Genomic DNA, 23,225 nt, shown 5'->3' on the forward strand with positions numbered 1-23,225 from the left:
GTGTCCTCGTGATTTTGTGACGGCTGATCTGTTCGATGGCCGTGTAAGCCGTCCAGTGCGGTCGATGGCGTCGGAGATTCGTCGGACGGATTTCACCAACGTCCCGGTTGAGGTAGTTGAGGAGTTGTGCGCATGGTGTGGTGTTGACCGTGCGGGCGGTTGCGGTGCCTGTAGTGATCTGAAGTATCTGGAGCGTTAAATCTGTCGGGTTGCCCGACGACCAACTAAGCGAATCGACTACACGTAGTAGTCCTAATCTGGAGCAAACGAGATGGCTAGCGAAAAAATCCGTGTGTTGAAGATCGACAACGAAAAGATCACGAGCAAGAAAACCGGGCAGGTGCGTGACATGCGTGTTTTGCATTGCTTTGTCGAGTCGAGCTATGAGGATCCGGAGTCGGGCGAACTGATCGATGGATCGTTCGTTGCCAAAACAACCTTGTTCGATGACAAGGTTCAAGTGGTGGCGGGTGAGGAATACCTAGTTTCGTACCGGCTCGGTGAGGGGTACGGGCAGGATGCGGGCCGGATGGTGCCGCGCATCGTGTCGTGGATGCCCGCGAACAAGCCCAAACCGGTAGCTAAGCCGGGGGCGGGCGTTGCGGCACCTGCGCCGTGAGTACCGGTATCGACGTGGCGGCATGCGTGCGCGGAGCGTCTGCCGTTTCCGTGTCGTTGGGTGGTCAAGCGGTGGCATGTACGGCGAGCGATGGAACTGCCGGTACGGTGTCGGTGCTGCATCTGGCGCTTGTCGATAGCTCGGGCGATGTGACGCCTTTCGATTACACGCAGGCGTTCGGCTTCTGGAGTTTGGCTTTTACATCGGTGCTGGTGCTGTATTTCGCGAGTCAAGGGATTGGGACGGTCGTCAACGCGATTCGGCGGCTGTGACATGCGTGCCGGGCGCTTCCCGGTTTTCGAAGCTAAGGGGTGAGTGATGTTGAAAGGTCTCAAGGTGGGTGTGCGTCGTTGCGCGGTTGCGGTGGTGGGCGTGTCGGCGGCAGTTGCTGCGCCGATGACGTTTGCAGCCGGGACGGGTCCGGATTACACGGCTCTGACGGGCGGTATCGACTACACGTCGACGATCGCTGCGGTGATGGCGATTGCGGCGCTGTCCGGCGGTCTGTGGCTGGCAGTTCGTGGCGCAAAGATCGTCCTGAGCATGGTGCGGGGAGCCTGAGTCCCGGTCGTGTCTCGGTGATTAAGGCGAGCTAACGCTCGCCTTTTTTGTTGTTCGTTGCGGGGGTCGTCAACGTGATCGATACAAATAACGCGTGGTATCTGGTGATGTTCGCTTGGGGCCTGTTGTGTGCGTGGGCTGTTATCCAAGGAATGAGGGGGTGATATGTCGCTGCGTCATGTCCTGATCCTGTGTACGTTGCTGATTGGTCGCGCCGCGTATTCGCAACAGCTTCCGCCTGCGACGGCGTCGCTGAACAAGGTGATCGCGGCTACTGTCGAGAGGAAGGCCGCGCAAATGGGCTATACATCGCTTAGTCAAGTCGTGCAGGCGACGGAGGACGCGATGGGTAAGATGGCTGCACGCGCTGCGGCGACGGAGGGCGCTGCGGCTTCGTGGCTTGCTATTCCTGCTGCGTTGGCGGCGGTGGCTGCTGCGACCATGGTATTTCCGACCGCGCTGTCGGATCAGGCGGTCGATCAGTGGCAATACAATAAAGACGGGACGATCAGCATTACGGGCAATCCGAAAGTTTCGGGCGGTACGATCACTCCTCAGTTTCCTGCACTGAATAACGGTACGCCGCTCTGGGGCGGTTCCGTTGGTGGACCAATCGGTTACGGTGGGAGTGCCAATGCTGCGGCTCAAGCGGCGGCGCAAGCGTGGACGACTCAGTCTCAGTCTGGTACGAAGTACACGATGGCCGTCAAGTCGTGTACGTCTGTTAGTTCAACGTCGGCTAACTGCACGTACATCGAGAAAGATGCTTCCGGTAACCTTATCGGTAATCCGACTGGTGGCGTGCAGCAGAGTGGGACGTTCAGTCACGGATCCTGTGCGTCGGGTCTGTACTACAACAATGCATGCCAATCGTATGTTCCGCCTCCGGGTTCGCCTCCTGTTGTGCAACCGCAGACTGTTTCGCCGTCTGACGCGATCGCGCAGATTCCGTCGTCGGATTTACCATTGCCGCTCGCGCCTGATTTCATTGCGGATATCAGCGACGTGCTGTGGCAATCAGCGTCGCAAGAGCCGGGGTATAACGGCATTCCGTATCCGGTCGATAACCCGATTACGGCGGGCGATGCAGGCGCTGTCGAGTCGTCGTCTCCTTCGTCGTGGCCGACTATAGGCGGGGCTACGTCGTCCGTTTCGTCGCCTTCTGGTGCGCCGGCCGGGAATAATCCTTACGCGATCCCGAACGGTTCGACGTCGTCGGGTTCGTCGGGTGCTGCCAATCCGCCGACTGTCGTTGATCTTGGTCCTAACCCAGGCGTTGCAGCTCCTACGCTTGAAACGATTCCTACGGCCGCACAGATTCTTGCGCCGATCCTCGGCTTGCTGCCGGACCTGAAGTCGTTCGGTGTCCCGGCTCATACAAGTCAGTGTCCGCAGCCGAGCATTACGCTGTTTGGGCAGACGTATACCGTTACGTCGCATTGCACGCTTGCCGAGCAGCTACGGCCGCAGATTTATACGACGTTCGTGCTCGCGTTTTCGCTTGCTGCGTTGTTCATCGTTCTGACGGCATAAGGGGAGCGTGATGTTTGGCATCCTGATTAGTGCGTTCAATGTCGTTCTTGCGTTCGTGGTCCGATCGATCATCGGCCGCTTCTTCGCTTACTTCGTGCTGTATTTCATTACGACCGAATTTATCGCGGTACTCCAGAGTGCCGGCATTTTGCCGACTGCTGCTGCACTTGCTGGAGCGTTCGGCGGCATTACGTCAGGTGTGTGGTACTTCATGGATTTGTTCGCGTTCAGCTACGGTGTGCCGCTGGTGGTTTCCGCCTTTGCGACGCGATTTATCATCCGCCGTATTCCGGTTATCGGGTAGCGCCATGGCGATTAATGCGTATTGCGGCGTCATGGGGTCAGGCAAGTCGTATGAGGTCGTATCCGGTCCGCTCCTCGAGGCTGTTGCACGCGGGCGTCGGGTGGTGACGAATATCGACGGCGTGAGCGAGGCGGCCATTCATAGCTATCTGCATGAGAGGCGCGGGCTGGCTGTGAGCGGACTGGGGGCGATCGTGCATGTACGCACGGACGACATTCTCCGGGACGGTTTTTTTCCGGTTGAGGTTGAAGGGGCGGGTGGCGCGACAGTTACGCCGGGGTTCGTGAAGCCGGGCGATCTGCTTGTTGTTGATGAGGCATGGAAACTGTGGGCGGTCGGCAAGAAGATCAGCGGTGAACATATGTCGTTCTTTCGCATGCATCGTCATTTCGTGCATGAGGAAACGGGCGTTGCTTGCGACGTAGTGCTGATGATTCAGAGCATTGCGGACCTTCATCGGTCGATCAAGGCGGTGGTGGAATTGTCGTTCCGGATGGTCAAGCTGAAGAGCTTGGGCATGTCGGGCGGTTATCGGGTTGAGATGTACGAGACTTCGAGACAGACGAAAGCCACGCAGACCGGGACATTCATTCGTAAGTACAAGGCTGAGATTTTTCCGCTGTACAAGAGCTACGCCGGTGCGGGTGGCACTGAAAGCACGGTAGATAAGCGTCAAAACGTGTTGGCTCGCAAGTCACTGTGGCTGCTCGTTGCGGGAGTCGTGGTAATGATGGGGTGCGCCGGTTTCTTTGCATGGCGGTTCTTTCATCCGACGTTGAAAAAAGCGCCCGTGGTACCTGCGCCGACGGGCGGTGTTGTTGGTCAATCGGTGGCGTCGGCGTCGGCGTCGGCGGGGCCGTCTGTGTCTGAGGCGTGGCGGGTGGCGGGTGGCTATCGCGTCGATGGTGTCGCGTGGGTGGTGTTGGCTGACGCTGCGAACCGGCTGCGTGTTGTTTCTCCGGGTGGGTTCATGGGGCGCGGACTGGCGACGGCGGGCGTGGTCGATGGCGACCGGGTGACGACATGGACGGGGCCGAAACTGAATGCGCCGTCGGTGCTTGGAGTGACCAAATGAGGCGGTTATTGGCTGCGTTGTTGCTCGCTTCCAGTGTCGTGCGGGCGGCTCATGCTGACGGCGTGCCGGCCGTTCCGGTGCTGCCTCCGTTGCCTGCAGGTATGCCGGTGGCAGCAACGCTTGGCCCTACAGTTTCGGCGCCGTCGATGTCAGCGCTGCCGCATATGGGCGGTGCGCGGATTGATCTGCGTTTCGTGCCGGTCGCGCAAGTGGTTGACCTGATTTACGCCGAGCTACTTCAAGCGCCGTACGTGCTTGATCCGGTTGTCTTGGCGGATAACCGCCCGGTGTCGTTTCGGTTTGATAAGGCCCAAGGCGATGTGCGGACGTTCTTGGTGTCTTTCCTTGATTCGCTCGGCTACGCCGTTACGCGGCGCGATGGGGTCGATTACGTTGCAAAGGCAACGATTTCTAGGGACGAGGCGGACCAACAGACGTTCGTATATGCGCCGAAGTATCGCAACGCGGACTATCTTTCGCGCATTGTGCAACCGATGTTTGGTGGCCGCTTCCTGCAAAACCGCTCCGTCGCCGTGCCTGAGGGTGCCAAGGCTGCGAGTGATTCTCCGCCTACCTCGGCCGCGGGGCTGATTGACCAATCGGCCGATGTGTTGGCGTTCGTTGGTTCAACGCGCGAGGTGACGACGCTTCAAAAGCTGTTGCCTCAACTCGATACGCCGGTGAGTAATGTCTCGATTCGGGCGTGGGTTTATGAGGTGACAGAGACGACCGGCAATAACTCGGCGTTTCAACTCGCGTTGAGCCTGCTTGGTGGCCGTGTAGGGGCTGCGTTGAACGTCGGTAGTATCAGCGACACCGATAACGCGATCCGTCTTAGTGTGGGCGGTTTTAGCGCGGCGCTTGCAGCGTTAAACGCGGATTCCCGGTTCAAAGTGCTGACGTCGCCGAATTTGCGCGTGCGCTCGGGTGAAACGGCGAGCCTGAACGTTGGGGAGTCGGTGCCGGTGATTGGCTCTGTGTCGTATCCGAGTGCGACGGCCGCGCCGGTTCAGAGCGTGCAATACCAGGATGCGGGCGTGATTTTTCGTGTGAAGCCTACGGTCAAGCGCGATACGGTTGATTTGCAGCTCGTTGAGGAGATCAGCGATTTCGTCAACACGACGACCGGTGTCAACAACTCGCCGACTAAGAACACGCGCAAGGTTGAGAGTGCGTTCAACGTGGCCGATGGCGACGTGCTGTTGATAGGCGGTCTGACGCAAGACAAGAGTACGCGGGTGAATTCAGGGCTGTCGTTCTTGCCGCGATGGATGGCGGGGCATACGGCGTCGACGGGCAAGACTGAGATTCTGTTGCTGTTGCAGGTCCAGAAGATTTAGGCGGGGTTGGGGTGAGGGTGGCTAGCGTCGGGAGTGTCCGGCGCGTGATCGGGGCGACGTAGGGCGGCGGCGGTGCTGCGGAGTCGTGGCGGTTGTCGCGCGGCTCAGCGCGGCCGGCCGGACCGAGCAGCGGGTATTCGCGATTTGGCTGAACGTAGGCGGGCGCGGTGCAAGTGGCCGCCTCACTGCAAAGCTGCCTTTCTTGGGCGGTGAGTGGTCTGCGGGCGCTGGAACGGGCGTGATGCGACGCGACCCGCCTGCCCGCAGCGGCAGCGAGGACAGCCGGGGCGCGCGCAGCGCGCCCCTAAACTTGTACCTCTAACACTTAACGGAAACGACCCGCGCGAAGGTCTAAAACAAGCACTGGAAAAAGAAAACCCGGCGATCGTTCGCAGCGATCCCGGGCGGTGATCAACATCGGATATACGAGGTATCCAACGTGGATGCACGCATTGTAGAGCAGGAATCACGTTCATTCCAAAGTCTCGTGAACGAGGCCGGGTCGATGCAAGCGCTGAACCGGGTGCGCTGTAACGGAGCGGTCGGAACTGAGACGGCCGATTACTCGCCGTTCAGCGATGAATACATCGTGCGCACGCAGCGTTTCGATGACGGTCAGCAAGAGGTCGTGGCTTTCAGCGTGGCGGTGCAACGGCGCTTAAACGAGCTTCGGCTGCGGCCGCGTGCGGCGCGTGGAAAGCGGGTAGTGAGTGAGGGTGAGGACGACGTTACGGCGAAGGCTGACAAGTCGCTTCGTACGTCGATTGAGCGGTCGAAGCGGATGATTCGCAAGCGCTGCAAGCAAATCCGTGCTGACCGGATGCTGACGCTTTCCACTAGGTCGAATGAGATGCGCATAGAGGTGTGGGCGCGCTGGTGGGATGCGTTCCGGCGTCGGCTGAACAAGCTGCAGGACTTCCATTACGTGGCGGTGCTGGAGCGGCAAGAGCGTGGCGCGTGGCATATCCATGTTGCCGTTCATGGGCGTCAGAACTGGAAACTGCTGCGCTCGATCTGGCTGTCGGTGATTTCGAAAGACGGGACGGACGGCACGGTGAACGACAGTATCGGCCGCACGGGGTGCCTGTTTCGGAAGGTCGGCGGCAAGGGCCGGGCAATGCGTCATCGGATCGCGACGTACATCGCCAAATACGTCGGCAAGGGTGTGCACGATGCGGGGTTCAACAAGAAGCGGTATTGGACAAGCAAAGGCATCGTGCTGCCGGAAGTGACGACGTATGCCCACCTTGGGGCCGATTCGTCACGCGGTGAGGCTGTTGCGGCGGCGTACGCGTGTGTCGATGCCAATGGCGCGGATTTCGACAGCGCTCAGTTGTTTTGGAACCGTGGCATTGGGGTGTTCTGGATGGCAACCGGTAACACGGAAGGTGGGAGTTGAAACAGGGTCAACGTTCGGCCCTGTTTCACGGGGATATCCTCTAAGTCAGCTTGACACCAGGTGTGTCACCTAATTTATGTAGGGATAGTTGCCTTTAGTATTGCGGCCAGTTCTTGAAAATCGCGCGGGTCGTGGGGCCTTCCCAAGTGATTCACGGGCGCAGGCGGAACTGGAACGCTCGGTTGATAGCGGTCCGTGTGTCCTTGTTAAGGCCGTATTCCTTCATGCCAGCGGTGACCATCTCTTCAAGGGCGGTGGGACGCGGATTGGTGTTTCCGGGCGGTACCAGTTGCGACCACGTCAGCCCCAGCCGTTCAAGGTGGCACAGGAATCGATTGATACATGAGCGGTACGTTTGGAGTAAATCCTGAGGCAGCGCGGCCATCATAGCGGTGTGTTCTGGCATAAAGGGAGCAAGGCGCATTCTTCCCGATTCTGCTTCCAGAACGAACCCGAAGGCCATGTTGAGTGCGCTCCTGGTGGTGTTGTGAAGGCCATCCTCGTGGACGGCCCGACTGACCGCCTGTTCGAGAGCTGCGGGGCGTAATGCGGTGTTTCCGGGAGGTACCAGTTGCGACCATGTAAGACGCTTTTGTTCCAGATGGCACAGGAATCGGTTGATATATGAGCGGTAGTTTCTGGGCAAATCCTTAGACAGCGTCTCCATCAGAGCAATGTGCTCGCGCACCTTGGGCTTTACGTGAGAGCCGAACGGCAGCCCGGCTTCGGCCGGCGGTGTCGCTCCCATGCGGAGGGGCGGGCCGGCTTCAGCCGGCGGTGTCGCTCCGATGCGGAGGTCTGTGACATTCCAGTTGTAAGCGGCGTTCGCGTTGTAACTCGACGTCGGGTTCGTGGCGGGCTCCCGGGGACCACGGTTCAACGGTTGTAGTCGTTGAAGATGGGGCGCCGCATTATGATTGGCGCCGGATGCTCTGTGTGTCGATGTCGTCGCTCCGTTGCTAAGGTCAGTAAAGTTCCAGTCGTAAGCGGCGTTTGCGTTGTAGTTTCTATTGACGTCCATCTCTATTCCTAGCACTAGGGTTAAGTGAAGATCCACACGTCCCCGAACAGTCTCGGCAGAGGAAATTTGCTCTTGGGACGTTCAAAGACATGTCGAGACCGGCGGCAGCGTAATCGAACGGTGCATCCTGGCGGTGCGATTTCGCGAATGACTGATGGGAATTGCGATGCAGTCGGCGTGCGGGAGATGCTTTGCGGGTGTCGGACGTTCGAATGCGAATGAAAGGTACGTAACAAAATGTTGCAAAACGCGCTGCCACCATTTCGTGTTTGCTACTTTTCTTCGCTTTAACGCCATGATTCAGCTTGAACTATGGGAACGAGCGGTTTTGACGCCGGATGAGTTAGCGCGGATCACCGGTGAGATTCGGAATCTGTATTGGGGCGTGAGGAATTTCCGCCAAGGTGTCTACCATGCGCGACGGCGGAAGATCTATCGGAAGGTAGCGGTACATAAAAAACGCCTGCTCGAGGCAGGCGTAACGAAGCGGGAAATACTTGACCTTCTAGCTTGTTGCCGGTCGAAGCAGTGCCGTGGAAATGGTTGCCTTGATTGCCCGGAGCGATCGGCGCAGCATCGTCACTGTATTTGACATAATACGTATGATCGACGTTTTTGCTGTAAGAGCAAAGTTGTAATGTCGCATCTGGGCAAAGTTGAAATGTCGTAGCCCGAGGGTTTCGGCGCATGCTGGCGGCGGGTCGAACTGCCGGAGCGCATCGTGGGCCAACCTGGACTGATCACCATGAGCATGCGGGAGCTGGATCGTCTGAAGGTCGTGGAAGCCGTGATCGAGCAGCGTCTGATGCCTTGGCGAGCCGCGGAGCGGCTCGGGATCAGTCGACGGCAGATCGAACGGCTGGTCGCCCGGTATCGGGCTGCTGGCCCCTGCGGGTTGCTTTCGCAGCGCCGTGGCCACGCGAGCAACCATCAACTGCCCGAGGATTTGGCACATCGTGCCTTGAGCCTGATTCGTGAGCGCTACGCCGATTTTGGGCCGACGCTGGCCTGCGAGAAGCTTTGGGAATGCCATGGGCTGCAGTTGTCGAAGGAAACGGTCAGAAGGCTGATGACAGACGCTGGGCTCTGGATTCCGCGCCGGCAACGACCGCCGAAGATCTACCAGCCACGAGCACGCCGTGCCTGCCTGGGCGAACTGATCCAGATCGACGGCAGCGATCATCGATGGTTCGAGGAACGGGCGCCGGCCTGCACGCTGCTGGTGTACGTCGACGACGCGACGAGCCGGCTGCAGCATCTGCACTTTACGGCGACCGAATCGACCTTCAGCTACTTCGAGGCGACGCGGGCGTATCTGGAGCGCCATGGCAAGCCGGTGGCGCTTTACAGCGATAAGTACAGCGTGTTCCGCAGTCCTAAGGCCGGCAAGACCGGCCGCAGCGTGACGCAGTTTGGCCGGGCCATGTATGAGCTGAACATCGACACGTTCTGCGCAAACAGCAGCTCGGCCAAGGGGCGTGTCGAGCGTGCGCATCTGACGTTGCAGGATCGATTGGTCAAGGAGATGCGATTGCGCGGGATCAACACGGTGGCCGACGCCAACGCTTATGCGCCCTCCTTCATCGCCATGTATAACGCGCGCTTCGCGAAGCCGCCGCGCAGCGACTTCAATGCGCATCGGCCGCTACGGGACGACGAGAATCTGGACCGGTTGATGACTTGGCGCGAAACGCGTCGGGTCTCGAAGTCGCTGACGGTGCTGTACGACCGTGTGCTGTATCTGCTGGACGATACGCTCGAGAATCGGAAGCTGATTCATCGCTATATCGACGTCTGGGAGTACCCGGATGGCCGGATTGAAATCCGGGCCGATGGCGAGATATTGCGATGCCGCCTTTACGACAAGCTGGCGGAGGTCGATCAAGGCGCGATCATCGAACACAAGCGCCTGAGTCACGCGCTGCAGGTGGCTGAAGCGATCCAGGCGCAGCGTGACAACCGGCGGATCTCGGGTTCGCCGTCGCGCGCCAATCGAGGGCTACCGGTGCGGGCGAAGGGATCGTTGCCAGGTGCCAAGAAGCAGCGCGCCTTCACGGAAGCCGACATCGAAGCAGCCATCTTGCAGGTCGCGTCACAGACACATCAAGCGGAATCGAATCGGCGGTCTGCCAAGGCCCGGGGGTGAGCGTCAGCGCCCTGCTGCTTCAAGCTCGGCGCTTCAACGCTGAAGGACGGAACGACCGATGAAACATGCGACATCTGTATTTAGCTGGCGCTACGACATCTGAATCCGGGTATGACAAAATCTTGTAATGGCTAGATTGAAATGTCCGCTTTTGGCTACATAGATGGAATGGTCGCCTCCCGCCTTAACGGGTCGTCCGGCGCCGCAATCTCGCGTCCAGAGCATGCGACATTGCTGGTTCGGCAACCCAGCCGCCAAGGAGAACCAGATGGAACCCACGACCATTGCCATCGATCTGGCCAAGCGCGTTTTCCAGATTCATTATGTCGAGCCTGAAACCGGCGCGATTCGCAGCAAGGTACTCAAACGTGCCCAGCTCGCGCCGTTCTTCGCCAACCGGCCGGCGAGCCGCGTCGTTATGGAGGCCTGTGGCAGCGCTCATCATTGGGCCCGGGTCCTGGCGCGGCTCGGCCACGACGTGCGGCTCATCGCAGGCTCAGTTCGTGCGGCCGTTCGTGAAGTCGAACAAGAATGATGCAGCTGACGCCGCGGCGATCTGGGAAGCTGCCCAGCGTCCCGGCATGCGGTTCGTGGCCGTTAAGACCGAAGACCAGCAGGCCATGCTGGCGATGCACCGGATACGCCAGCAACTGGTCCGGATTCGCGTCATGCAGGTCAACCAACTTCGCGGATTGCTCTACGAGTTCGGCGTCGTGTTGCCTCAAGGCCGTCGTGCATCGATTGACGCCGCCAAAGCCGCGCTGGCGTCACTGGCCGACGAGTTGCCGGCTATGCTGCTGGACAGCCTGCAGGATCAGCTTTCGCGACTCCGTGCACTCGATGAGCAGATTGCTCGGATCGAGCAACGCATTCTCAATTGGCGGCGCAATGACGATGCATGCCTGCGCATCTCGGAGATTCCGGGCGTGGGCGTGCTCACGGCAACTGCCGCGGTTTCGGTCATTGGACAGGCAAGAACGTTTCGCTCGGGGCGGGAGTTTGCCGCCTATCTCGGTCTCGTGCCGCGGCAGAACGGCTCGGGAGGCAAGATCAAGCTCGGTGGGATCAGCAAACGCGGTGACGTTTATCTGCGGACGCTACTGATCCACGGCGCGCGATCGGTCATCTCGAGCTCAAAGCACTTGCCGGATCGTTTGCGTCAGATGCTGTCCCGACGACCAACGAACGTCGTGGCTGTTGCACTCGCAAACAAGATGGCGCGAACAATCTGGGCGCTGCTGGCGTATGGCCGAACGTACGAGGCGGCACCGTCGCAGTAGTCAAGCTTCAATCCCTTTAACCGATCCACGGTTGCACAGGCGATGCTGAAAGATGGCAAGACAGGTTGGACCGCGCAAGGGCAAGCCTGAGACATTTCTCGGACCTCGAGTCCGCTATTTAGATTAGGAACCTTGCGGCGAAATCCATCGGGGCCGGCAGGCACGTCCTGCGATCGAGTCCGGATATAAGTCCGCAACCACCCTCCTCGCCACGATCAAAAATCACCTTGCAAATGGGAGGCGACCATATAAGAAATGTCCGCTTTCGTGCCGCGTAAGCTGACCGGCCGCGGGCAATCCAGCGCCGGAAGCTGCGATGGCTGCAACGGAACGGATCACGATGACGATGCACTAGCTGGACCGATTCAAGGTCATTCAGGACGTAGCCGACGACAACCTCAAGCCATGGCGTGCGGCGGAACGGCTGGAACTGACGAAGCGGCAAGTTCGCCGTCACGTCGCCAGGTTTGCTTTTTGCGTCCGGTGAAGCCGGCTCTGGCAGGACACCTTTCGCGGCCGCGATCGGCGTAGCGAGCAGCCCGAGCATCGTGTTGCGCATGCAGATTAGCCGGTTCGATATCGAGCGCCGACGGTCGCGCAGCGCGCCCCGTAACGGCATCAGGTGCTCTCGTCGCACGTTCCTCGAAATTCCAGTTCGGCATTTGCGCGCGTTGAGTTCGAATATCACGCCAACCCATCGTTACCGCGGCGAATGTCAATTCAATATCATATTATGATATATAAGGATAGTTGAATAAATGACCCGGATGCTGTGGCAGACATCCGCAGCTCGCGCTTGCCGGAACCTGTCGCGGGGCGTATGGTTTATTTCTCTATCGCCCTTTTCCGGGGGATATCAAAATGGCTGCCATGCAATCCGCGGCCACGCCCCTCTCCGACGAGGAAGCCCGGCGCCAGTTGCACCGCGCCGTCATCGCCAGCACGATTGGCACCACGATCGAATGGTATGACTTCTTCCTCTACAGCACGGTCACCGGCCTGGTCTTCGCAAAGCTGTATTTCCCGCAATCCCATCCACTCGTCGGCACGCTGCAGGCGTTCCTGATCTATGCCGTCGGCTTTGTCGCACGGCCGGTCGGCGCGGCGATCTTCGGCCATTACGGCGATCGCATCGGACGCAAGGCCACCCTGATCGTGACCTTGTTGCTGATGGGGCTCGCCACGTTCGCCGTGGCCTTTGTTCCGACCTATGCCGCGATCGGCATCTGGGGCGCCGTTATCCTCACGGTACTGCGCTTCATCCAGGGCGTCGGCGTGGGCGGCGAATGGGGCGGCTCGGTCCTGATGTCCATGGAGTGGGCGCGCACCAATACGCATCGCGGTTTCGTCGCGTCGTGGCCGCAATTCGGCGTGCCTGCGGGATTGTTCCTCGCCAACCTTGCCGTGCTGGCCATGAGCTGGTTTTCCGGCAGCGCTTTCCTCGCGTGGGGCTGGCGCGTGCCGTTTTTCCTCAGCATCGTGCTGGTCGCGATCGGGCTCTATATCCGGCTGAATATTCTCGAGACGCCGATCTTCGCGAAGCTGCTGGCCGAGCGTCGGATCGAGAAGACGCCGATGCTCGAAGTGCTGCGCAAGCAGCCGAGGGATATCGTGCTGTCGGCGTTTTCGCGGATGGCCGAGCAGGCGCCGTTCTATATCTATACGGCGTTCGTGTTCACTTACGGGATCACGGCGCTGGGCGTCACGCGCGAACTGCTGCTGGCGGCGGTGCTGGTCGCATCCGTGGTCGAGTTCTTCACCATTCCGCTGTTCGGGCACGTGTCGGATCTGATCGGGCGGCGGAGGATGTACATGATCGGTGCGGCTGCCGCCGGCGTGTTCGGATTCGTCTACTTCGCGATGGTCGATAGCCGGAATCCGGTGTGGATCTTCGTGGCCATCGTATTGTCGTTGGTTCCGCATTCGATGATGTATGGACCGCAGGCTGCATTGATTGCCGAGTCATTCACAGGGCGGTTGCGGTATAGCGGCGCGTCGATGGGTTATCAGCTCGCTTCCGTCATTGCCGGTGGCCCGGCACCGCTGATCGCAACGGCGCTGTTTGCCTACTACCACTCGGGGTATGCGATCGCGGTGTACGTGCTGGTGTGTGCGGTGCTGAGCGTGGTCGCCGCATCGAAGCTCGGGGACTATACAAACAAGGATATTTCGCGGGAATACGACGACGCCCAGGCGGTGGGGGATCATGGGCACGCGCCGCCGGTGACTTGACGAATTCGCCGGTTCAGGCACGCGATGACGATGGCGGCCGCGATCCCATGGCGTCACGGACGCATCGCGGCTTCTTTGGTGGGTCGACCCGCTGGGCCGCACCGCGAGACGGCGCCGGGCGACGCCGGGCGACGCAGAACACCGAGCGTAACCGGGTTATCGCTCGCTGACCTTCACGCGCGGCAGCCATTCAGCCTGGGCGCCCTGCGTACCTTTCAGATGAGCAGGAGTCGCGTCGTGCGCGTGCGCGCCGAAACGGCGTGCCGCCTCGGTGTCGAGATGCCGGCCATCGAACGTCGACTGGCGACGGGTAATCATGTTGATGCGAAGGCGTTTTGCCGCCATGGTCGGTATTCCTTGAGAAAACGGTACCCCGCCGACAGGCGAAGTGCCATAGATTTACGCGAGAAAAATGTCGCTGCGATGACGCGGCGCGCGACGCGAATCTCCACCCTCACCTCTCTCCTCCGGCAATCCCTCCTCAACCATCCGTCCAGGATGACCCAGAACAAACAGATCAGGCATAGCCTGAGGGGGGCCCTGGTATCGGCGCTTGTCTTGTAGCTGAAGAACGAGCATGCCTTGCAGGCGCAGATGTAGAAATACACTTGGCAGACATTTGTTCGTCTCGACTTTCAACAAGAACGTAATGCCGCGAATAAGAATTAGCGGACTTGACGACGCACCCCAAAAAACCGGCTACGGCCAGGTTACCGTCGTCTCATGAGGTGACTCCGCCGCCTACTTCACTGTCGCCAACGGATCGTGCGTGAGGGACTGGAAGCCGAAGTGTCCCTAGAACGCCGCGGCGCCCTCGTCCTTCGCGTCGACGGTCAAGGCGACGGCCGGAATCTCGGAGCGGGCAGCTCGTCGCAGTGCATTGACCAGCAAGGTCGCACCCAGCCCCCTGCCCCGGTACCGGCGATCAACGGCCTCGTGTTCGGCATCGTGGTCGCGACGACGTTTCCTGACCGGTCAGACGCAATCCATGCGGCCCGCCCGGCACCGCGCACGCGCGTTACGCGTTCACGTCCTCGGCAATCCCGGCGGATTGGTCTGCGACCTGTCGATCGCCTCGGCATCGAGACTCCAGCGGCCGAGCACCTTCCGGTAACTGCCATTCGCGATCAATGCATTGATCGCGAGCGTCAGCGGATCGGCGAGTCCGCTGCCCTTGCGCGTCGTGATCGCGATATCCGCGGTGCGCGGCCAGCCGCCGCTCACGGTGCCGATCAGCTTCGCATCGCCGCGCAGCGACGCCTGGTACGCGAGCATCGAATTCACGCTAAAGATCGTGTCGACGCGGCCCGACTGCAATGCGACCCAGCGTTCCGCAGCATCGGCGTAATACTGGATCGCGACGGGCGCGAGGCCGCGTTCGACGTTCTGGCGGTTCCATTCGAGCAGGATCTTTTCCTGGTTCGTGCCGGAGTCGGTGACGACGCGCAGCCCGGCGACGTCCTTCGGTTCGCGGATCGCCGCGATCCGGTTGCCGGACTTCACATAGAAGCCGAGCTGATCCTTGCGATACGTCGAGAAGTCGAACTTCTCCTTGCGCTGCTCGGTAACCGTCACATTCGAGATCACCGCGTCGACCTTGCCCGACTGCAGCGCGAGCGGCCAGTCGGCCCACGAGAGCGGTACGATCTTCAGCTTGCGCCCGATACTGTCCGCAACGAGTTGCGCGAGATCTGGATCGAACCCGACTACCGTGCGCGCGTCGGTCGCATACGTGCTCAGCGGCGGCAAGTTCGGCGCGATGCCGATCGTCAGCGTGTTCGCTTCGGCAAACCTGAAGCCGACCGGCACGGCCTGCTCCACCGCCGGGTTCACAGTGCCGCGCTGCCGGCCCCGCTGCTCGGGGCTAAGGTCGAATGTCGCGGCCTGGGCGGCGACGCCAGCGCCGATTAGCGCAACGGCCAGCACGCGAACGAGGTGCGCAATCTGGAATGCAGTTCGTCTCATATCCTACTCACCCCTTTCCGTCCTTCTAATAAAAAAGCAACGAACGCGGACGGGAGCCGAACGATTTTGACCACACATCGCCCCGCCCCACGTTCCGGTCCGTGTCAAGCCGGCGTTGCCTCGAGATCGGTCGCAGTTTCACGACGGACCGCCGGCCGCGCAGCCGGCGCGAGGCGCTGCACCGGCGAGTCGCCCGCATACAACGCCTTCGGGTCGAATACGCGCGCCTGCAGCGGCGTAAATGCGCGGAAGTTCCACAGGCTGCGCGCGACGAACACACGCTGTACCCAGCGAAACGCGCGATCGTTCTCGTCGTATTGCGGATCGAACTTGTCGCGCGAATGCAGCGTGAAGTGGTTGTTGATCAGCACCAGCTTGCCCGGCGACACCTGGACGCCGAACGACACCTCGCGTACCGCGCGATACAGGTTGGCCAATGCTTCCTGAGCGCGCGTATTGACCGGCAGCACCATGTCCGGATAGAACGCAACGGTCACGCGCGGCGCGTCGAGCGGCCCCGACAGCACGGCGCTCAGGTCGGTGTTGTCGCGCGGCGTCGGGGTCGCGCCGCGCCAGCGGTATGGCACCCGGATGATGTAATGCTCGCCGTACAGTTGCGCGATATCGTCCGGCGACAGGAGCTGCAGCGCGCGGCGCGCGTCGGCGAGCCGTGTGTACGGGCCGCCGCCGGCTTCGCTGCGGATGCCGAGCAGCAACAATGCGAACGGTGATGTGTCGCCCTCGGGCATGTGGGCCTGCGCGGCGTTTTCGATATGGAAATCGAGTTCGACCTCGGAACCGAGGCCCGTGTAATCGCGCGCGGTCGTCTTGTGCGGCGTCAGGTTGTTCACCAGCTCGCGCCCTTCATGCGCGATCGAATACGGTTCGCCGGCCAGCGTGCTCAATGCAACGAGCACGTTTTCGCTCAGCACGCCGGCCTTGAACGAGCGGCCGGTTTCCTCGAAGCGCGGGCTGCCGTTCACGTCGCCGTCGATCGGCAGGTTGTCGATCTCGATGGAGCCGTGCGCGTCGGCGGTCGGCGCCTTCGCGCGATCGAACGCGTCGACGATCCGGTCGGGAAACGCGTTGTAGGCGAGCTTGCGGACAGCGCTGATGTAGCCGGCGCCGCCGGCTGGGTCGTATTTTAGCGCGCCGAGCGTCTTCCGGATGTGGCCGGACTCCGCTGCCGTCAAAACGATACGTTCATCTGCGAGATAGGTCATAGGTCTCTCGTATTAATTTCCTGGATCGAAGAGCGGTGTGCCACCACCGCCGCGCGTTGCCGTCCTCGGTGCGAAGCGCTCGACAAGACTAGGGGACCGGCATTCCATTTAGAAATGATATAAATTCGATTGCAAACAAAAATTATCGATATAAGTTCAGCAGCGCAATCGGCGCGCGGCCGCGCCGGCCGATTCCGCCCTTAACACGAATAGTTGTTAAAAAATCGCTGGTTATTATTTGTATTGGCTAGCGGGCCGATGCTAGTTTCTGTCGGACTCCACGACGCGGCCGGCCGTCGATCGACGGTCGGCGCCCTTCATCCGCCACACGGGAACCCGCAGATGAACCGATACCGCCTGTCATGCCGTGCCCACGGCCACGAGACATCGCTGCCGACGCACGGCGTCATCCGCCACGCGGCCCGGGAGCTGCGATGAGCGAGCGAGTTCCCGCACTCGACAGCGTACTGGCCGCCGCCGCGCCGCAGCACCGCACGTCACTGCGCGCGATCTTCCCGACGGTTGCGGCCGCGAGCCTCGGCTTCGCGATCGTCCAGCTCGACGTGACCGTCGTCAACGTCGCGATTCCGAGCCTCGGCCATTCATTCGGATCGAGCGTTCACGGCCTGCAATGGATCGTCGATGCCTATACGCTGTCGTTCGCCGCGCTGCTGCTGACGTCTGGCACGCTGGCCGATCGCTTCGGCAGCCGGAAACTGTTCGCATACGGCCTCGCGCTGTTCCTGCTCGCGTCGCTCGGTTGCGCGCTCGCGCCGTCGCTCGCCGCGCTGATCGCCGCGCGGGTCGCACAGGGCGTCGGCGCCGCGATGATTCTGCCGACGTCGCTCGCGCTCATCACGCATGCGTGCGCGAACGACGCCACCGCGCGCGTGAAAGCCGTCGCGTGGTGGAGCGCGACAGGCGGCGCGATCAGCGCGGCCGGGCCGACGCTCGGCGGCCTGCTGATCGACTCGCTGGGCTGGCGCGCGATCTTCTTCATCAACCTGCCGATCTGTGCGATCGGGTTATGGCTCACGCTGCGCCACGTGCAGGATTCGGCCGCCGCGCGCACGCGGCTGTTCGATCCGGCCGGTCAGATCGTCGCGGTGCTGGTGCTCGGGCTGCTGACGGGCGGGATCATCCGGGCCGGCGCCCAGGGCATCGGCGACCCTTACGCGGTCGGCGCGCTGGCCGCGTCGGTCGTGCTCGGTGCGCTGTTCGTCGCGATCGAGCGACGCGTCGCCGCGCCGATGCTGCAACTGGCGTTCTTCCGGATCGCGCGCGTGCCGGGCGTGCTCGCGATCGGTGCGATCACGAACGCCGCGTTCTACGGGCTGATCTTCTCGTTGAGCCTGTATTTCCAGAACGCGCGCGGCTTCACCGCGACCGAATCGGGGCTGGCGCTCGCGCCGCTCACGATCATCATGCTCGCCAACATCGCGAGCGCGCGGCTGGCCGTCCGGTACGGATTCCGCGTGACCGTCGTCATCGGCCTCGCCGTATCGCTCGTGGGCTATCTGTGGCTGTGGCAGACGCTTGCCGCCCATACGCCGTACCTGCTGCTCGCGCCCGGGCTCGCGGCGATGGCGGTCGGCGGCGGCATCGCGATTCCGGCACTGACGTCGACGCTGCTCGGCAGCGTCGAGACCAGCCGCTCGGCCACGGCGTCCGCGATCCTCAATACCGCACGCCAGGTAGGGGCCGCAATCGGCGTCGCGGCGCTCGGTGCGCTGGTCGCCGGCCAGGGCGCGGCGATCGTGACCGGCGCGGCGCGCGCGTTCGCGATCGCCGCCGCGCTCGTCGCCGTCTGCATCGTGCTGGCCGCGCGCTGGCGCGGCGACGCACCGCCTGCCGGCACGCGGCCCTGATCGCGTGCGGTCCGTCATCCTTCAACCGATTCCCCAGCCGAGCGAGGACTCCATGCAGCATCGCTTCATCGATACCGTCCTGATCGTCGACGGCGCGTCGACGGCCGCCTATCTGGCGCCCGCGTTTCGCGCGTACGGCATCCGTTGCGCGCACGTGATCAGCGCCCCCGATCTGCCGGCCATCTACCGGAACCAGTTCAATCCGTCCGACTACGTCCGCCAGGTCGAGCATCGCGGCGACCTCGACGCAACCCTAGCGCAGTTGAGCGACCTGCGGATCGGGGCCGTGCTGCACGGCCTCGACGCGGCGCTGGAGCTGGCCGACACGCTGGCCGAGCGGCTCGACGTGCCGTATCGCAACCCGCTCGCGACATCGGCCGCGCGACGCGACAAGTTCGCGATGAACGAACGCATTCGCCAGGCCGGCCTGCGCGCACCGGCGCACTTCCACAGTACGTCGGTCGATGAAGCGCTCGAATGGGCACGCGCGCAGGCCACGCTGCCGCTCGTGGTGAAGCCGGCGCGCAGCGCGGGCGTGGCCGGTGTGAAGATCTGCCGGACCCTCGCGCAGGTCGACGCGGCCGCGCGCGACGTGCTCGCCACCCGTTCGCTGTACAACCAGCCGAACGACGACATCGTGATCCAGAGTTATTCCGAGGGGCAGGAATACATCGTCGATTCGGTGTCGTTCGAAGGCCGCCATCGCGTGGTCAGCCTATGGGAAGTGCACCGCGACCGCACGCATGCGCCGCGGCTCGACAAGATGCTGGTGCTGAACCATGCCGACCCGCGCTACGCGCCGCTGCTCGATTACGCGGCCAGCGTGCTCGACGCACTCGACGTGCGCTTCGGACCGACCCACCTCGAACTGTTCGATACGGCCGACGGCCCGACGATCGTCGAACTGAACGCGCGGCTGCACGGCAGCCTCGACCCGCGGCTGACCAGCGCGGTGAGCGGCGAGAACCACGTATCCGCCACCGTCGAAGCCGTGCTGCATCCGGAACGACTGTTCGGCGACGTCACCGCGCCGACGGATTTTCGCGGCTACTGCGGCCACGTGCTGCTGCTGTCGTCACGCAACGGCGTGCTCCGGCAGGACTTCACGTGGCAGGCGATCCAGGCGCTGCCGTCGTTCGTCGGTCTCAAGCAATGGATCAAGGTCGGCGACACGCTGCGCGTGACCACCGACCTGCAGACGGCGCTCGGCACGGTCGGCCTCTACAGCCCGACGTTCGAGCGGCTGCTCGAGGATTGCCGGCGCATCCGCGATATCGAGGCCGATTTCTTCGCCGACGAACGCGCGGTTGCTCCGGCCTAGCGCGGCCGCCGCCGCGCGCCGCGGCGCCCGGGTCAGCGTGCGAGCAGCGCGCCCGCCTGGCGGCCCAGCACCGCACGCAACGCATCGAGTTCGGGCAGCACGGGCGCGTCGTCGGGCGTGACGAGGTAGGTCGTCACGCTGCCGAGATCGTCGAACGCATACGCGCGCAGCTCCTTGCGCGCGACATGCTCGGTCGTGATCCGCTTCGGCAGGATTGCGACGCCCATGCCGGCCGCCACGCAGCCGAGGATCGCGCCGAACGTGCCGAACGACGACACCGATTCGATCGCGAAGCCGCGCGCCTTCAGCCAGTGCTCCGCGATCGAGCGATACGGACAGCCTTCGTGAAACGCGAGCAGCCGCACGGTGTTGTCGGCCAGCAACTGCCGGCGCGTGAGCGCAGCCGCGCTCACCAGCACCATGTCCTCGGCGAACGCGGGCTCGTAACGCAGCCCGGGCCGCACGAGCGCACGCGCGGTCAGCGCGGCGTCGATCCGGCCGCGCAGCAGGGCGTCAGCCAGCTCCGGCTCGCTGCCGATCTGTACCACGAGACCGAGCGCCGGATCGCGCTTCTTCAACGCGGCCGCGAGCGCCGGCAAGCGCGTGGCCGCCGTGCTTTCCATCGAACCGAGCCGGAAGCTGCGTGCGATCGGTGTCTCCCGGACGACCTGCGTCGCTTCGTCGACGAGGCGCAGGATGCGGTCGCAATACGGGATCAGCCTGCGACCGGCGTCGTTGAGCACCAGCCGCTTGCCGTGCCGGTCAAACAGCGGCGCGTCGAGCGACTCCTCGAGCTGGCGAAGTCGCGCGGTCACGTTCGACTGCGTGCAGCCGAGCCGCTCGGCCGCGCGCAGCGCGCTGCCCTCCTGAACGACGGCCCGGAAGGTTTCGAGCAAAGGTATGTTCATATCACTTTCTCTTGTTACTGATTCAGTTTATATCATTTTACTTCGCCCATCATCCGGATTAGCCTAGCGGACATTCGGTGCCGGCCGGCCCCTTCCGAGGACTCCGCATGCCATCCGCTATCTGCTCAGGTTTCACCGTCGTCCGCCGCGGGTCCGCGGTTCACCGATGCGCGCGCTGATCGCCGCGCTGGTACGGCAGGGGCCGACCGTGCTCGCGTGCGGCGTCGGCCTCGGGCTGCTGGTCCCGCCGCTCGCCGAACTCGCGCGGCCGCTGATGCCCGTCACCGTGTTCCTGTTCGTGCTCGGCACGCTGCTGCGCGTCGAGCCCAGCGCCGTGCGCGCGGTCGCGCGACGCCCGTCCGTGTCGCTGCTGCTGCCGGCCGCGACGATGATCGCGTGCCCGGTCGCGCTCGGCATCGCCGCGCGGCTCGCCGGCATGCCGTACGACTGGGTCGTCGCACTCGTGGTCGCCTACTGCGCGCCACCGTCGAGCGGCACGTCGACGATCGCGCGGATGCTGTCGCTCGACGCGAGCGTCGCGCTCGTCGCAACCCTTGCGTCGATGGTGTTCGTACCGGTCACTGCGCCGCTGCTGACGGCCTGGTTCAGCCACGACGCGGCCGTGTCGATCTCGCCCGTCAATCTCGCGCTGAGGCTCGCGCTGCTGATCGGCAGCGCCGAAGGCGTCGCGCTGGTCGTGCGGCGCTTCGCCGGATCGCGGCTCGACCGTTATGCAACGCCCATCGATGCAATCGTCGTCATCGCGCTGCTGGTGTTCGCGCTCGGCACGATGGCCGGCATGCAGCAGTCGATCATCGACGCGCCGCACCGCGCGCTGACGGCGATCGCACTGGCCTTCGCCGTCAACGCCGGCTTCCAGCTCGTCGCGTACGGGATCACGCCCGGCGACGTCCGCACGCGCCTGAACGTCGCGCTGATCGTCGCCAACCGCAACGTCGGGCTGATGTGGGCGGCGCTCGGGCTCGCGGCCACGCCGACCATGGCGCTCGTGTTCGCGTGCGCGCAGTTGCCGATCTATACGCTGCCGCGCGTGGTGCAGCACCTGCTGCCGCGCCTCGAAGCACAGCGTCTGCGCAGGCGCACGCGCTAGCCCCACTCCCGTTGTCGACAAGGATCCAGCATGAAGCGACTCATCGTGATCGGCGCACGCGCCACCGGCAGCAGCGTCGCACTGGTGCGCGCCGCGCTCGCGCGCCAGGTGGCCGTGACCGTCATCACCGCGCCCGGCCATCGTCTCGACGGCGCGTTCCCCGACGGTGTCGAAACGGTCAACCTCGCCCCCGACGCCGCGCAACTGGCCGCCTGGCTGCGCGCCCGCTTCCCGAACGAACTCGACACGTTGCGCGTGACCACCGCGCACGACACCTATGCGCGCACCGCCGCGTGGGTCGCCGACGCGCTGGGCCTGCCCGGCCCCGATGCACGGCATGTCGCACACGCGGTATCGAAGTCGAACCAGAAGGCGTTGCTCGCCGAGCACGGGATCCCGGCCGCGCAGTTCGTCGCGGGCACGCTGGCCGCGCCCGCGGCGCTCGCCGCCGCGGCCGAACCACTGCGCTTTCCGGTCGTCGTCAAGCCGTCGGAGGGATCGGCGAGCGACGGCGTCCGGCGCTGCGAGGACATCGCCGAAGTGCGCGCGCAGCTCGACGCACTCGCCGCCGCGCAGGCCGATGCGGCATCGCGCGCTACCGAGCGCGTCGTCATCGAGGAATTCCTGAGCGGCAGCGAATACTGCGTCGAGTATTTCGACGGCCGCTATGTCGGCGCGCTGCGCAAGCTGAAGCGGCACGGCGCCGGTTTTCTCGAACGCGGCTATACGTCCGAACTCGATCTCGACGCCGATACGCTGCGCGCGCTGATCGACGTCGGCACACGCGCGACCGCGGCCGCGGGGCTCACCTGGGGCCCCGTGCATCTCGACTGCATCGTGCGCGACGGCGTCCCGCACGTGATCGAGCTGAATCCGCGCATCGCGGGCAGCTTCATCTGCGACATCGTGCGCGACGGCTACGGGTTCAACGTGGTCGACGCGTTGCTCGACAAACTCGACGGACGCCCGGTCGCGATCCCCGAGCTGTTCGAGCCGCACGCCTATGCGCGCGCCGAATTCCTGCTCGACAGCGATCCCGGCGCGTGGCGTTTCGCACAGGCCGGCGAGTTGCACGACGGCGCCGTCACGATCAGCTACGGCCCGCAGGTACTGCCCGACCGCGAACGGCGGGCGTTTCTCTATGTGCGCGTCGCGCTGCCCGCCGCGCATCCCGAGCATGCGGCGTCCGGGCCTGCCGCCACGGCGGCCGTGGGCGGTCCCGTCGCGCAGCCCTCGATATCCGGCTAGCGCGGAATCGCCGCCGAGCGAAGACTCGACACAACCGGCGCGGACGCGCGCCGAACGACTACCCGACTCAT

20 protein-coding genes and 2 pseudogenes are annotated in these 23,225 nt (G+C 63.1%); 15 read left to right on the top strand and 7 right to left on the bottom strand.

The genetic code is table 11. The annotated features are described in order from the left end of the window. Positions 1-271: 271 nt before the first annotated feature. The 8 genes from LMA02_RS32825 (at position 272) to LMA02_RS32860 (ending at position 6,831) form a co-directional block, all read left to right on the top strand. Positions 272-619 (top strand): hypothetical protein, encoded by a 348-nt coding sequence (locus LMA02_RS32825; RefSeq protein ID WP_209821029.1) that lies wholly within the window; start codon positions 272-274, stop codon positions 617-619. After that, positions 616-891, top strand: a complete 276-nt coding sequence (locus LMA02_RS32830; RefSeq protein ID WP_228910818.1) for a hypothetical protein — start codon at positions 616-618, stop codon at positions 889-891. The genes LMA02_RS32825 and LMA02_RS32830 overlap by 4 nt, the downstream gene beginning before the upstream one ends. Positions 892-937: 46 nt before the next feature. After that, complete coding sequence (locus tag LMA02_RS32835) at positions 938-1,180, top strand: hypothetical protein (protein ID WP_228910820.1); 243 nt, start codon at positions 938-940, stop codon at positions 1,178-1,180. Positions 1,181-1,345: 165 nt separating this feature from the next. Next, on the top strand, positions 1,346-2,713 hold the full coding sequence (locus tag LMA02_RS32840; protein ID WP_228910822.1) for a hypothetical protein: 1,368 nt from the start codon (positions 1,346-1,348) through the stop codon (positions 2,711-2,713). A gap of 10 nt (positions 2,714-2,723) precedes the next feature. Next, positions 2,724-3,017, top strand: a complete 294-nt coding sequence (locus LMA02_RS32845; RefSeq protein WP_228910824.1) for a DUF2523 family protein — start codon at positions 2,724-2,726, stop codon at positions 3,015-3,017. Between the two features lie 4 nt (positions 3,018-3,021). Next, complete coding sequence (locus tag LMA02_RS32850) at positions 3,022-4,092, top strand: zonular occludens toxin domain-containing protein (protein ID WP_228910826.1); 1,071 nt, start codon at positions 3,022-3,024, stop codon at positions 4,090-4,092. Further along, complete coding sequence (locus tag LMA02_RS32855; RefSeq protein ID WP_228910828.1) at positions 4,041-5,432, top strand: type II secretion system protein GspD; 1,392 nt, start codon at positions 4,041-4,043, stop codon at positions 5,430-5,432. Before LMA02_RS32850 ends, LMA02_RS32855 begins: the two co-directional genes overlap by 52 nt. Before the next feature lie 505 nt (positions 5,433-5,937). Continuing rightward, the gene (locus tag LMA02_RS32860; protein WP_228910905.1) at positions 5,938-6,831 is read left to right on the top strand and encodes a hypothetical protein; all 894 of its coding nucleotides are present in this window, start codon (positions 5,938-5,940) and stop codon (positions 6,829-6,831) included. Positions 6,832-6,982: 151 nt separating this feature from the next. Here the strand turns inward: LMA02_RS32860 and LMA02_RS32865 are convergent, their stop codons facing one another. Next, on the bottom strand, positions 6,983-7,852 hold the full coding sequence (locus tag LMA02_RS32865; protein ID WP_228910830.1) for a hypothetical protein: 870 nt from the start codon (positions 7,850-7,852) through the stop codon (positions 6,983-6,985). 745 nt (positions 7,853-8,597) lie between these two features. On the opposite strand from LMA02_RS32865, the gene LMA02_RS32870 reads away from it, so the two are divergent. Continuing rightward, positions 8,598-9,998, top strand: coding sequence for an ISNCY family transposase (locus tag LMA02_RS32870; protein ID WP_416378663.1), 1,401 nt, complete (start codon positions 8,598-8,600; stop codon positions 9,996-9,998). A gap of 268 nt (positions 9,999-10,266) precedes the next feature. Next, positions 10,267-11,278, top strand: a pseudogene (locus tag LMA02_RS32875) (IS110 family transposase). Between the two features lie 118 nt (positions 11,279-11,396). Here LMA02_RS32875 and LMA02_RS32880 read toward each other — a convergent pair. Beyond that, entirely contained in the window at positions 11,397-11,837 is a 441-nt protein-coding gene (locus LMA02_RS32880; protein WP_228910832.1) for a hypothetical protein, read from the bottom strand. A gap of 302 nt (positions 11,838-12,139) precedes the next feature. Here LMA02_RS32880 and LMA02_RS32885 point away from each other — a divergent pair, with 302 nt between their 5' ends. Then, positions 12,140-13,510, top strand: a complete 1,371-nt coding sequence (locus LMA02_RS32885; protein WP_228910834.1) for an MFS transporter — start codon at positions 12,140-12,142, stop codon at positions 13,508-13,510. Between the two features lie 156 nt (positions 13,511-13,666). Here LMA02_RS32885 and LMA02_RS32890 read toward each other — a convergent pair whose 3' ends face one another. The 4 genes and pseudogenes from LMA02_RS32890 to LMA02_RS32905 all read right to left on the bottom strand — a co-directional run bounded on the left by LMA02_RS32890 (position 13,667) and on the right by LMA02_RS32905 (position 16,698). Then, complete coding sequence (locus LMA02_RS32890) at positions 13,667-13,855, bottom strand: hypothetical protein (protein ID WP_105786888.1); 189 nt, start codon at positions 13,853-13,855, stop codon at positions 13,667-13,669. A 453-nt stretch (positions 13,856-14,308) separates the two neighbouring features. After that, positions 14,309-14,443 (bottom strand): annotated as a pseudogene (locus LMA02_RS32895) (GNAT family N-acetyltransferase); the annotation flags it as partial. Positions 14,444-14,536: 93 nt separating this feature from the next. Next, positions 14,537-15,475: an ABC transporter substrate-binding protein gene (locus LMA02_RS32900; protein WP_228910836.1), complete on the bottom strand. Its 939-nt coding sequence runs from the start codon at positions 15,473-15,475 to the stop codon at positions 14,537-14,539. 104 nt (positions 15,476-15,579) lie between these two features. Next, complete coding sequence (locus LMA02_RS32905; RefSeq protein WP_228910838.1) at positions 15,580-16,698, bottom strand: TauD/TfdA family dioxygenase; 1,119 nt, start codon at positions 16,696-16,698, stop codon at positions 15,580-15,582. 434 nt (positions 16,699-17,132) lie between these two features. Between LMA02_RS32905 and LMA02_RS32910 the strand changes: the two genes are divergently transcribed. Further along, complete coding sequence (locus tag LMA02_RS32910; RefSeq protein ID WP_228910840.1) at positions 17,133-18,566, top strand: MFS transporter; 1,434 nt, start codon at positions 17,133-17,135, stop codon at positions 18,564-18,566. 52 nt (positions 18,567-18,618) lie between these two features. Next, complete coding sequence (locus tag LMA02_RS32915; RefSeq protein ID WP_228910842.1) at positions 18,619-19,887, top strand: ATP-grasp domain-containing protein; 1,269 nt, start codon at positions 18,619-18,621, stop codon at positions 19,885-19,887. A gap of 32 nt (positions 19,888-19,919) precedes the next feature. Here LMA02_RS32915 and LMA02_RS32920 read toward each other — a convergent pair whose 3' ends face one another. After that, a complete protein-coding gene (locus tag LMA02_RS32920) occupies positions 19,920-20,795 on the bottom strand; it encodes a LysR family transcriptional regulator (RefSeq protein ID WP_228910844.1) in 876 nt (291 codons plus the stop codon). Between the two features lie 166 nt (positions 20,796-20,961). Between LMA02_RS32920 and LMA02_RS32925 the strand changes: the two genes are divergently transcribed. Together LMA02_RS32925 and LMA02_RS32930 are read left to right on the top strand one after the other, a co-directional pair. After that, positions 20,962-21,906, top strand: a complete 945-nt coding sequence (locus tag LMA02_RS32925; RefSeq protein ID WP_228910846.1) for a hypothetical protein — start codon at positions 20,962-20,964, stop codon at positions 21,904-21,906. Between the two features lie 30 nt (positions 21,907-21,936). Continuing rightward, positions 21,937-23,154, top strand: coding sequence for an ATP-grasp domain-containing protein (locus LMA02_RS32930; RefSeq protein WP_228910848.1), 1,218 nt, complete (start codon positions 21,937-21,939; stop codon positions 23,152-23,154). Positions 23,155-23,225: the final 71 nt, after the last annotated feature.

This window comes from Burkholderia sp. B21-005 (assembly GCF_020843965.1).
Taxonomy (GTDB): domain Bacteria; phylum Pseudomonadota; class Gammaproteobacteria; order Burkholderiales; family Burkholderiaceae; genus Burkholderia; species Burkholderia ambifaria.